Annotated in this window: 11 protein-coding genes and 1 tRNA gene; all 12 read right to left on the bottom strand. The window is 54.3% G+C overall.

Annotated elements, in window-relative coordinates:
* Positions 1–113 precede the first annotated feature (113 nt).
* Positions 114–1,442 carry a trigger factor gene (tig, locus tag AC2Q8J_RS01500; protein ID WP_424143244.1) on the bottom strand — a complete coding sequence of 443 codons (1,329 nt, stop codon included), beginning with the start codon at positions 1,440–1,442 and terminating at the stop codon, positions 114–116.
* A gap of 74 nt (positions 1,443–1,516) precedes the next feature.
* Positions 1,517–1,601, bottom strand: a tRNA-Leu gene (locus AC2Q8J_RS01495).
* A 148-nt stretch (positions 1,602–1,749) separates the two neighbouring features.
* Positions 1,750–2,925, bottom strand: a complete 1,176-nt coding sequence (fadA, locus tag AC2Q8J_RS01490) for an acetyl-CoA C-acyltransferase FadA (protein WP_486451966.1) — start codon at positions 2,923–2,925, stop codon at positions 1,750–1,752.
* Between the two features lie 18 nt (positions 2,926–2,943).
* Positions 2,944–5,091, bottom strand: a complete 2,148-nt coding sequence (fadB, locus tag AC2Q8J_RS01485) for a fatty acid oxidation complex subunit alpha FadB (protein WP_286695085.1) — start codon at positions 5,089–5,091, stop codon at positions 2,944–2,946.
* 150 nt (positions 5,092–5,241) lie between these two features.
* The gene (locus tag AC2Q8J_RS01480; RefSeq protein WP_486451965.1) at positions 5,242–6,303 is read right to left on the bottom strand and encodes a beta-N-acetylglucosaminidase domain-containing protein; all 1,062 of its coding nucleotides are present in this window, start codon (positions 6,301–6,303) and stop codon (positions 5,242–5,244) included.
* On the bottom strand, positions 6,303–7,418 hold the full coding sequence (gcvT, locus tag AC2Q8J_RS01475) for a glycine cleavage system aminomethyltransferase GcvT (RefSeq protein WP_486451964.1): 1,116 nt from the start codon (positions 7,416–7,418) through the stop codon (positions 6,303–6,305). The genes AC2Q8J_RS01480 and gcvT overlap by 1 nt, the downstream gene beginning before the upstream one ends.
* 34 nt (positions 7,419–7,452) lie before the next feature.
* Complete coding sequence (locus AC2Q8J_RS01470; protein ID WP_486451963.1) at positions 7,453–8,226, bottom strand: TatD family hydrolase; 774 nt, start codon at positions 8,224–8,226, stop codon at positions 7,453–7,455.
* 42 nt (positions 8,227–8,268) lie between these two features.
* A complete protein-coding gene (locus tag AC2Q8J_RS01465) occupies positions 8,269–8,622 on the bottom strand; it encodes a PilZ domain-containing protein (protein ID WP_027873795.1) in 354 nt (117 codons plus the stop codon).
* 64 nt (positions 8,623–8,686) lie between these two features.
* Positions 8,687–9,682, bottom strand: a complete 996-nt coding sequence (locus AC2Q8J_RS01460; RefSeq protein ID WP_486451962.1) for a DNA polymerase III subunit delta' — start codon at positions 9,680–9,682, stop codon at positions 8,687–8,689.
* The gene (gene tmk, locus AC2Q8J_RS01455; protein WP_204996486.1) at positions 9,679–10,317 is read right to left on the bottom strand and encodes a dTMP kinase; all 639 of its coding nucleotides are present in this window, start codon (positions 10,315–10,317) and stop codon (positions 9,679–9,681) included. Before tmk ends, AC2Q8J_RS01460 begins: the two co-directional genes overlap by 4 nt.
* Positions 10,317–11,378: an endolytic transglycosylase MltG gene (gene mltG, locus AC2Q8J_RS01450; protein ID WP_486451961.1), complete on the bottom strand. Its 1,062-nt coding sequence runs from the start codon at positions 11,376–11,378 to the stop codon at positions 10,317–10,319. The genes tmk and mltG overlap by 1 nt, the downstream gene beginning before the upstream one ends.
* Positions 11,371–12,189 carry an aminodeoxychorismate lyase gene (gene pabC / locus AC2Q8J_RS01445; protein ID WP_486451960.1) on the bottom strand — a complete coding sequence of 273 codons (819 nt, stop codon included), beginning with the start codon at positions 12,187–12,189 and terminating at the stop codon, positions 11,371–11,373. The genes mltG and pabC overlap by 8 nt, the downstream gene beginning before the upstream one ends.
* Positions 12,190–12,195 lie beyond the last annotated feature (6 nt).

The raw sequence follows: 12,195 nt of genomic DNA, 5'->3' as shown, positions 1-12,195 counted from the left end.
CAATTCTCTTCTGTGTCGTGAATTGACTGTTACGTTATGGCATGCCAGAAAAAAATCAAGCGGCGGAACCGAAGTTCAGCCGCTTGACGAAGAGCACTAGTGAACTAGTGTGATCAATCTTCTTCGTCTTCCTGAGCTGGCGGAGACATAACTTCTTCGTAGCTTAAAGTTTCTTCGCTAACCTTCGCTTTTTCAAGAAGTTTTTCAACTACTTCCTCTTCAATAACCATGCCCTCAATCTGCTGCAATTGCTGCGGCTGGCTCATGTAGTAGTTGATAACTTCTTCTTTGTCTTCATAGCTTGCTGCCATTTCCTCTAAAGTGGCACGCACTTTATCGGCATCAGCTTTAATCTCTTCCGCAGCAATCAGTTCGTTCAATACCAGGCCCAGCTTAACGCGGCGCTCTGCATTCTCGCGGAACAGGTCGTCTGGCAGGATATCCGCGGGGTTCAACTTTTCCGCCAATGCACCAAATTGCTGCATTTGCTGGTTGCGCAAGGCATCAATTTCCTGAGCGACCAGTGCCTTGGGCACTTGCAGCTCAGCGTGCACGTCAAGAACACCGTCCATCACTTGAGTTTTAATGCGGGTCTTTGTCGCATTTTTCAACTCGCGTTCCATATTCTTTTTAACTTCAGCACGGAAAGCGTCTTCGCCACCCTCTTCCACACCGAACATTTTAAAGAACTCTTCATTCAGCTCGGGCAGCACTTGCTCTTTCACCGCGTTCACGGTGATCGCAAATTCTACCGCGGCACCTTTGAGCTCTTCACTGTGATAATCCTCAGGGAAGCTCAGCGCTACCACTTTCTCTTCGCCAGCCTTCATGCCGACAATACCGTCTTCGAAGCCTGGAATCATACGACCTGAACCCAATTCCAGATCGGTCCCTTCGCCTTTTCCACCTTCGAATTCTTCACCGTCCTTTGTGCCAACAAAGTCGATATTCACTTGATCGCCCGTCGCCGCCTCACGCTCTACCGCCTCCCAGCTAGCGCGCTGCTTACGAAGGTTTTCGATCATTTTATCCAGGTCGGCGTCGGTGATTTCAGATACCGGCTTCTTGACCTCGATGCTGCTGTAATCCAGCAACTCAATCTCGGGGAACACCTCAAATGTGGCAACGAATTCGATATCTTTGCCTTCATCCATGCTTTTGGGCTCAATTTCAGGGCGACCTGCAGGCTTGAGACCCTGCTCCTGAATTGCCTCGTAAAATGAGTCATTCATTACCTGACCCAATACTTCCATACGCACAGATTGACCGAAGCGCTGACGAACAACCTTCATCGGCACCTTACCGGGGCGAAAACCGTTCAGCTTGACGGTTTTCGCAGCTTCTTGCAGGCGGCTGTCTACGGCACTGTCAACACGAGCGGCAGGTACACCTACGATTAAGCGACGCTCAAGACCTGACGTCGTTTCAACTGAGACTTGCATGGAAGTTCCTCAAAAGCGATCAATCACACGACCTGGATCTTTCAATGCCAGCCCGCTTAAAGAATTCTATGAAATGGTGCGGATGGAGAGACTCGAACTCTCACGCCTTGCGGCACCAGAACCTAAATCTGGCGTGTATACCAATTTCACCACATCCGCACACTTGTAAATCGTTGAAAACTAACGACTTAACGTGACTTCGTTTGACTGCTGCCAAACGAGGGTCGGAATTGTGCCACAGGGTCTGCCCGCAATCAAGCAAAGCCCTGCGACAAGGCCCCACAAAGGGGCCGGAGGGGCTGAACGCTTATACGCGCTCAATAATCGTGCTGATACCCTGGCCCATGCCGATACACATGGTAGCAAGACCCACACTGGTATCTTTTTGCTCCATAACGTTAAGCAGCGTGCCGATGATACGGGTACCGGAACAGCCGAAGGGGTGACCCAACGCGATTGCGCCGCCATTCAGGTTCACTTTCTCATCCATCTTGTCCAGCAGACCCAGGTCCTTCAATACTGGCAGAGCTTGCGCGGCAAAGGCCTCGTTCAGCTCAACAGTATCGATATCATCCATCGTCAAACCAACACGCTTCAGTGCTTTTTGGGTTGATGGCACAGGACCGTAGCCCATGATTGAGGGATCAACCCCTGCCACTGCCATGCTGCGCACTTTCGCGCGCGGCGTGAGACCGAGGTCCATCGCCCGCTGACCAGACATAACGATCATTGCTGATGCGCCGTCGGCAATCTGCGAGCTGGTACCCGCAGTTACGGTACCATTTTTAGGATCAAAAGCAGGCCGCAACTGAGCCAGGCTTTCCAGCGTGGTTTCAGGGCGAACGGTCGTATCGGCTTTCACCAGGATCTTGCGACCTTCTTCGTCGTGACCTTCGATGGCAACGATTTCGTTGTCGAATAAACCCTGCTCCTGCGCGGCAGCTGCACGCAGGTGGGAGCGCAGACCAAATTCGTCCTGCTGCTCACGGCTAATGCCGTGCAACATACCCAGCGCTTCGGCGGTCATACCCATCATGCCCGCGGCGCGCGCCACGTACTTGCTCGCCTGAGGGTTGGGGTCAACACCGTGGTTCATCGCCAAGTGACCCATGTGCTCAACACCACCCACCAGGAAGGTATCGCCGAGGCCTGCAGTAATTGACCCCGCTGCAGTATGCAGGGCTGACATCGAGGAACCACACAGGCGACTAACCGTCTGACCAGCCACTTCGTGGGGCAGCTTAGTCATCACCGACATCATGCGGGCAATATTCCAGCCCTGCTCGTTAGTTTGGTTTACACAGCCCCAGATCACGTCTTCGAAGGAAGCGGGATCAACACCGGGATTGCGCGCCAGCAACGCGTCTACCAGCGCCGCCGACATATTTTCTGCGCGCACATTGCGAAATACGCCGTTCTTAGAGCGGCCCATCGCAGTACGGGCGCAATCTACAATGACTACATCATTTGCTTTGAAGTTCATGTTTCAGTCTCCGCCCGATTATTTAAAGAAAGATTCGCCTTTGGCCGCCATCTCACGCAGGCTGTCAGTAACCTGGTAAAGCTTGCCAAGATCAGCGTAGCGATCAGCCATTTCTACAAATGCCTTCACGCCCATTTGGTCGATGTAGCGCAGTGCGCCACCGCGGAATACCGGGAAACCGATACCCATCACCAAGCCCATATCGGCATCGGCAGGGTCGCGAACAATCCCCTCGTCCAAACAGCGAACCGTTTCAACACACATTGGGATCATCATGCGAGCGAGAATGTCCTCATCGCTGATTTCCACTTTGTTTTGCTGCGCTTGTGCCGCCATAGACAGAGCCGTTTCGTCCTCGGCCTTCTTGGGCTTACCGCGCTTGTCTTCCTCGTATTTGTAGAAACCCAGGCCATTTTTCTGGCCGTAGCGGTTTGCTTCAAACATCATTTGAGAGATGCCTTTGAAGTCGTGGCGCATGCGATCCGGGAAGCCTTCTGCCATTACCTCTGCAGCGTGGAAGCCGGTATCGATACCCACCACGTCCATCAGGTAAGCCGGGCCCATTGGCATACCGAAGCTTTCCATTACTTTGTCTACGTGGCGGAAATCCGCACCGTCGCGAACCAGCATGTCGAAGCCAGCGAAGTATGGGAACAGCACGCGGTTTACAAAGAAGCCTGGGCAGTCGTTAACGACGATAGGCGTTTTACCCATTTGCAGGGCATATTTAACGGTGCGCGCAACGGTGGCGTCGCTGGTTTTTTCGCCGCGAATAACCTCTACCAAAGGCATAGCATGCACAGGGTTAAAGAAGTGCATACCACAGAAATTCTCAGGTCTTTCAAGAGCTTCGGCAAGATAGCTAATAGAGATTGTAGAAGTATTAGAGGCCAAAACCGCATCTTCACGGATGTGCTTTTCGGTCTCAGCAAGTACAGCATGCTTCACTTTGGGGTTCTCAACAACCGCTTCGACAATCACGTCGGCAGCGTCAAACCCATCGTAATTCAAGGTGGGACGAATGCTGCTCAGTACTGAGGCCATTTTATCCGGGGTCATACGACCGCGAGCAACGCGCTTGGAAAGCAACTTGCCAGCTTCTTTCAAACCCAGCTCAAGACCGGCTTCAGCGATATCTTTCATCAAAATGGGCGTGCCCTTGTAGGCAGATTGGTAAGCGATACCGCCACCCATGATACCGGCGCCCAAAACTGCGCCTTGTTTTACGTCGCCACCGGCTTTCGCGGCGGCTTTGGCTGCTTTGCTAACGCTCTGCTCGTTCAGGAACAAGCCGACCAATGCATTGGACTGCGGGGTGCGTACCAGCTTGATGAAATGGTCAATTTCAACTTCGATAGCTTCATCGCGGCTCAACGTCGCGTTGCGCTCCATCGATTTTACGGCAGTCACAGGCGCGGGCATGTTCTTACCTGCTTGCTGTGCAACCATGGCTTTACCGGTAGTAAAGGCCATCATGCGCTCAATATCGTTCAGCTTGACTGGCGATTTTTTCTCTTCGCGGCGCGCTTGGTAATCAAACTCACCGGCAATGGTTTTCTTCAGCAAATCAACGGCGGCATCTTTCAATAACTCAGGTGCAACCACCGCATCTACGCCGCCATCTTTCAAGGCAGCATCAGGCTTTTGCTGGTTACCAGTAGCCACCCACAGGTTCGCGTTGTCGCAACCAATAACACGTGGCAGACGCACAGTGCCCCCAAAACCTGGGTTGATACCCAGTTTCACTTCGGGCAGACCAACCACAGCGCTGCTAGACATCACGCGGAAGTCACAGGCCAAACACATCTCATAACCACCGCCCAGTGCAACGCCGTTGATGGCAGCGACAGTGGGTACCGGCAGGTCTTCAAAAGCGTTGAACACATCATTAGCTTGCGAGCACCATTGACGCAGCTCGTCATCTGGCAACTTGAACAGCTCGGTGAATTCGGTGATGTCAGCGCCGACGATAAATACCGCCTTACCACTGGTAACCACAACACCTTTCAATCCGGATTCGGCAGCCAAAGCTTTGGTTGCCTCGCCCAACTCTTCGAGAGTGATGCGGTTAAATTTGTTGACGGAATCGCCCTGGAGGTCGAAGCAGAGCTCCGCGATGCCATCTTCCAGAAAGCTTGCGCTTAACGCCTTGCCTTGATAAATCATTGTTTTCCCTCTATTCGAGTTCTCTAGTCGAGATGTTGGCGGCGGCATTTGCCTGAAGCAACATGTTTACCATGTAAACATTCGGGTGCTAAAACTACCGGAAAGCGTAATTTATGGCAAGCCGCCACGTAAAATCCCCGCTCACCCGACCTACTCGGTCAGGCAATCCGGGTCAAACCTGTACTCCTCACGCAGCCAAGCAGCCAACTCCCCTGCAGCGGGATGCGCTATGCGGTCACACCTGGATGCAATTGCCGCTTTTAATGCCGCCGGCATACCATCCAAGCCCTCATTCTGGAACATTGGCGCATACTCCGCCAATAATTGCGCCAAGTCTTCGGGCAAACTCCCCAGCGCGGCCTTGAAAATGCTGTCTTGCGCTATAGTTTCGCCTGCATATACCGAGGCGAGCCCCATCAGCGGTAGTAACGATAGGTGAAACTGGTTCATCGGGTTCACAAAATGTCCGCTCGCCAGCGTTTTTAGTGACGACGGGCGCCCGGAAAATGGCAGGGTATTGAGAAAGCGACTGCTCTTTTTGCCATCATTGACAGGGTAGTTATCCCACAACAATGGCCTTCGGCCAAGGATCGACGCGGCTCGATGCATGTCGTCAGCGTCGTAGGCAGTAGTGATAACCCGCGGTCCCGTCCACAGGATATCGACATCCTCAGACAAGCCCTCATTGAGGGTCGCAAAATAATCCTTCGGGCAATCGCCAAACAGGCTTTCCAATATCGGGTCTTCGCTGTAATAGCTCGGGCAAATCGCCAGCGGGGTATCGGGCAACACTTGCCGAACTGCATCCACCACTCGTAATTGACTCACTGCTAATTCAGGCACCCCCGCAGGCAGGTCATCAAACAAAATCCATAGCTGGGACGGCCACAGCGCTTTAATTTGTTGCAGCTTTCGCCTCAGGTCAGCGCCATCCGCTTCTGTGAAGTGAGCTTGCAGACCGGCGGGAGACAGACCAACACCCCAGCCAATACCGGCTTCGCGCGCGGATTCCGAGAGGCTGCGCAATCGCGCAAAGTGCCCTGCGTCGAAGTCTTCGCGCCAACGACTACGCAGACTGCTGTCGCCTTTCGGGGCGTAGATATACGCCGAATACCCCCAATCCGCGAGCATCTTCGGCAGAGATTGACGCTGGGGCCAACTCCACTGGCGGCCGTAGAAACCCTCTATGACACCCAGCTGAAAGGGATGCATTAGCCGCGATAGTAGCGCTGGGGAACAAAACTGCCGCTGCGAACGGCAACTGGAATTTTCTTGCCTCTCAGCTCGGCAAACAGCGCTTGCTGCTCCACCGCCGAACACGCGATGTAGGCCATCGCCAGCGGTCCCCCCGTCGACGGACCAAAGCCCCCACTGCAGACCTCACCGACACGTTCGCCGTCAGCATTGACAATGGCGCTGTGCTCACGAACCGGCGCCCGCCCTTCCACATCTAACAGCACCCGCTTCTCAGCAACGCCATCTTGAAGTTGCTGAGCAATCACGCTGGCGCCGATGTACCCGCCCTCTCTCTCGCCGCCTGGACGCCGGCATTTTTGGATTGCCCACAACAAGCCCGCTTCAATTGGGCTGCGAGATTGGTCCATATCGTGCCCGTACAAGCACAGCCCGGCCTCGAGACGCAACGAGTCGCGAGCCCCCAGACCAATAGCCTCCACTTCAGGTTCAGCTAAAAGCGCTTTTGCTAATTTTTCGGCATCGGCGCTGGCCACGGAAATTTCATAGCCATCCTCGCCAGTGTAACCGGAGCAGCTCAGCCAGCAATCAATGCCCGCCACGCTGATAAAACCTGTATCCATAAAGCGCATGGCAGCCGTTGTCGGCGCCAACTTACTTAGCACGGCGCGAGCTTTTGGCCCCTGCAACGCCAGTAGTGCGCGATCATTTTGCAGCTCAACCTGTATTGATGAAGGCAGGTGCTCACGCAGCCAGGCGGCATCGTCGTTTTTACATGCGGCATTGACCACTAGTAGAAAATCATCGCCGCGATTGGCAAACATCAGATCGTCACGAATACCGCCTTGCTCATTTAGCATTAAGCCGTAGCGTTGACGCCCCTCTGCCAGACCGAGCACATCTTGGGGCAGTATTTTCTCCAGCTCCCGAGCTATATTTTCACCTTGAAGGCGAATTTGCCCCATGTGCGATACATCGAACAACCCTGCCGCTTCTCTGGTATGAAGGTGCTCTTTCTTTACACCCAGAGGATATTGCACAGGCATTTCATAACCGGCGAAGGGCACCATTTTTGCGCCAAGGTCGATATGAAGCTGGTAGAGCGCGGTGCGCTGGAGATTGGAATCACTCAAAATTTGTCCCCACGGTAAGATGCGGTGAAGTAGCTCACACTAAATTGAAAAGTCGGTCGAAATTCCTGCTGCTCTGCTCAGCAACCTGCTCAAAACTCAGCCCTTTTAGTTCGGCAACACACTCGGCGACCTCGCGAACGTATTTGGGCTCATTTTTCTTGCCGCGATAAGGCACCGGCGCAAGATAGGGAGAATCGGTTTCCACCAGCAAGCGCTCCATCGGTACTTTTTTTACCACGTCGCGCAGCTCGGCGGCATTCTTGAAGGTGATAATGCCCGAAAAGGAAATGTAGTAGCCCATCTCCATGGCTGCGCTGGCCATTTCCCACGATTCGGTGAAGCAGTGCAGCACACCAGCAACCTTTGGGTCGCCGTGCTGCTGTATCAACGACAGGGTATCCTCACGGGCGTCACGCGTGTGCACGATGACGGGCTTTCCCGTTTTTACTGACGCCTTCAAGTGATTGGCGAAGCTGCCTTGCTGCAGCACTTTCTTCTCAGCGCTGTAGTAATAGTCGAGCCCGGTTTCGCCGATCGCAATCACTTTCTCCTGGGCTGAGAGTTCAGCCAAGGCATCGACTTCACAAATATCGTCGCTGATATCCAAGGGGTGAACCCCCACAGATGCATAGATATTGTCAAACTGCTGTGCGATCTCTACGACTTTGGGGGCATTATTTAAGTCGATGCCAATGCACAACATTCTATCTACCCCACGCTCCTGTGCGGCGCGAACCGCAGCAGCAAGCTCGCCACCGTATGGACTGAGGTCAATGCGATCCAGGTGACAGTGGCTGTCTACCAACATAGTAAAAGGGTTTCCAAATTTGCTATCGAGGAGGGACTACAATTACATGGTATGGGTCGGTTTTTCCGACTCCAATATTCCGGCTAACTGCTGCTCTATTTTTTGGTTGGCGGTTTTGTCTTCACCAATGAACTGAACACCAATACCCGCCGCACGATTACTTTGGGCACCACGCGGGGTAATCCACACCACTTTTCCGGCAACGGGGATTTTTTCCACTTCGTCCATCAGCGTCAGCAGCATGAAGACTTCATCGCCAACCTTGTAGGATTTGGTCGTTGGCACAAATAGACCACCATCGCGAATAAACGGCATGTATGCCGCATACAACACTGCTTTATCACGGATTGTCAGGGACAAAATACCGTTGCGCGCGCCCTGCTGTGCTCCACTCATGAACCCTTCCCCATTTGTGCCCACCGCCTGCATCGGGTGTTCGGCGAGTTATGTTTCTACTATATCAATAAGCCCGCGACGGCGCACGGCCATAAAAGGCATCAAACCAGTCCAGTAGCAGCTTCTCCAATACCAGGCGTTTATTGAGCGCCGCACCGCGAAGCAAGGTCGCCCGCAAACTCAAAGCTTGCTCGTATTGCAGATAAACCGCCGGCAAAGACATAGACGTGTAAGCCTGCCAACGCGCGTTCAACGGCTGACCGGCCGACAAGTGTTTGATCAGTGCCGCCAAGCGATTCAGCCACCACTCAAGTACGTCTGGAACTTCCCGGTCTTGCCAGCTGTCGGCCAGTTGCAGCACGGTCTTTTTGCCCTCGACCACCTCAGCCAGCGCCGCGTCCTGCGCTCGCCATTGGCTCAGGCCATCGCTCTCATAAAGCTGTTGAGCGGCCAGAGGACGCCCGCCAGACTCCCGCAACAGGGCCTCGGCATCCTCTGTCTGCCCTAACTGATTCTGCAACCATTTCAGGGCACTGTTGTGTTCGGGCAGGGGGAAGGTAAGCTGCACGCAGCGCGAGCGAATAGTCGCCAACAACTGACTCGGCGAGTGACTCAGCAAAACCAGTACGGTGTCGCCCGCCGGCTCCTCCAAGGTTTTCAGTAAGGCATTTGCGGTGTAGGGGTTCATCGCCTCAGCGGGGTGAATCAATACCAGCTTACGGCCACCCTCTCGGTAAGCACTTTGCGAAGTAAATTGCTGAAGAGCGCGGACCTGATCAACGCCAATCTGGCGCTTGCCCTCTTCCGGGCAAAGCTCGCGGATATCCGGGTGACTACCGCTTTGGTAAAGCTGGCACGAATGGCATTCACCACAAGCCAAAAAATTTTTAGGGTGCTCACACAACAGGCTGCAAAGCAGCGCCCGACCAAACTGCAGCTTGCCGATACCCGAGGGTCCACCCAGTAACAGCGCATGGGGAAACCGCTGCCCTTCATGTAAGCCTGCCAGCTGCTGCCATTGTGGCATTTGCCAGGGATAACTCAGCGGCATACTACTCATGCCCCAGCCCCCTGCAATACCTCTTGCAGCACCTGGTGAATATCCTGCTGCACTGCTTCCAGCGCTTGCGAGGCATCAATCACCCGGTATCGCTCCGGCTCAGCGTGCGCCTGATCCAAATAGCCCTGGCGCACGCGCTGAAAGAAATCTGCCTGCTCGCGCTCGAAGCGATCGAGCTCCCCGCGACGACTCGCGCGCCCCATACCGACATCAATAGGGGCATCGAGCAACAGCGTAAGATCCGGTTGCAACTCAGCCTGCACCAATTGGCGCAACTGCTGAATAACTGCCACAGATAGGCCTCTCCCAGCTCCCTGGTATGCCATGGTGGCATCCGTAAAGCGATCACAAATCACCCAGGTGCCGGCGTTTAGCGCAGGGATTATTTTCTGTTGTAAATGCTGCGCTCTCGCCGCGAACACCAGCAATAACTCCGTCAGCTCTGCCATCGGCTCATCGCGAGGCTCGAGCAACAATTCGCGAATACTCTCCGCTAAAGCGGTACCGCCCGGCTCGCGGGTTTGGATATAGGGGATGCCCGCCGCCGCCAGCGTATCGACGATAAACGCCATATTGCTGGACTTTCCGACGCCCTCCCCACCTTCCAGGGTAATAAATCGCGCAGTCGTCGGCATTAGCGTTTCTCCGTAGCCACAGGGCTGGATCGATAATCACTGCGTCGACGCAGCTGGTAGCGTTTCACCGCAGCCTCATGCTCGGCCAAGGTGGCCGAAAACTGATGGCTGCCATCACCCTTCGCCACAAAGAACAAGCTATCACCTGCCACTGGGTGAAGGGCTGCGTGAATGGCTTCTCGCCCAGCCAATGCTATCGGCGTTGGCGGCAAGCCGTTGATTCTGTATGTGTTGTAAGGGTTACTGGCGTCACGCAGATCTCGCCCACGGATGTTGCCGCGGTAGGCCTCCCCCATTCCATAAATGACAGTTGGGTCTGTCTGCAAACGCATACCACGCTGAAGGCGTCGAACAAATACGCCGGCGATCTCGCCGCGCTCATGGGGCACGCCGGTCTCTTTCTCGATGATCGACGCCATAATCAGCGCTTCATAGGCGGTTTTATATGGCAAGCCGTCCGCTCGCGCCGCCCACTCTTCATTTAACACTCGCTGTAATCGCTGGTAGGCGCGGCGCAGCAACATCTCGGCTGAATCACCGCGATGAAAGTCATAGGTATCAGGGAAAAACAAACCTTCCGGGTTTTCTGCCAGCGGCTGTTCAATACCAAGACTGGACCAAAACTGCTCATCGGTCGGGGGTTTCATACCCTCAGCATCAATCAATGCGTGGGACGACAATTGCTGTATTACCTGGCCAAGCGTAGAGCCCTCGACAAAGGTCAATTGGTGGCTCAGCACCTCGCCATCGCGGAGCATTTGCAGCCATTCTCCCACGGTGATGCCGGGCTCTAGGCGATATTCCCCCGCGCGAATTTCTGCCTGTGATGGAAATAAGCGGCCGTAGATCTTCAGTACATCGGGTTGTGTGAGCCACCCCTGTGAGGCGGCCTGATTAATGGCAGCAGAAAAGCCGGTTCCCCGGTTCAGTACAAACGTTTGGGCAGTCTCGCCCAGATTCAGAGCCCGGTCAAAGTAGCGATCGACATATGCCAGCAAGAGCAGGCAGAGGATTACAACGGGAAAAATAAGCGCTATCGCAGCGCGAAATAATTTACGCATGAAATTGAGATTCAAAATGTGCCTGCGCGGCTCGGCTCATCGGACCGATAGATTTCTGTAGACAGCCGATAGACAGCGCCGGCCACAGGCCAAAAACACTGTTGCATACAAAGATTTCGTCAGCACGTTGGAGCATTGACGGGCCCATATTTACTTGAAGAGTCGGTATTCCCTGCGCTTTCGCCCAGTGCAGTATTTTCTCCCGCATGATACCTGCAACACCACTCTCGTTCAGCGACGGTGTATACAGTTTTCCACCACTTACGGCAAACAGGTTACTTCGCGTTCCCTCTATTACGCGGCCACTGGTATCCAGCATCAAGCCCTCATCGCAGGTACTGCGTTGCAACTCCTCGGCGGCCACTACCTGCTCCAACCGGTTGCAATGTTTAATGCCGGCAAACTGGGCATTCATTGCCATGCGCGTTTGACACAACATAAGCCGGGCGCCGTGGTGCCACAACTCGCCACCAGGTGCTGGCCAGAGGGATAATAAGCGCTCTGCAGTGCGCGATTGAGGCTGGTAGCCGCGCCCGCCACTGCGGCGAAAACACAGAATCTTAAGGACTCGCCTACCTTTTACCGGCGCGCAGATTGCGCGAACGTCCTCGCGCAAGGCTACGCTATCGATGTCTAACCGCAAGCGCGTCGCACCGGATAACAGTCTCGCCAGGTGCTCGTCCAGCCATAACGGCTTACCCTCATTCACCAATAGGGTTTCGTACAGCCCGTCGCCATAGGCCATACCTCGATTCGCCGCTAAAGATCGATCACAGGGCTTGCCGTTAAAAATGGCCTGTTTATCTACCATCCGAGA

It is taken from the genome of Spongiibacter sp. C9W, assembly GCF_057370015.1.
Note: the sequence above shows the minus strand (reverse complement) of the source record. Positions and strands in the feature narration are given on the sequence as shown.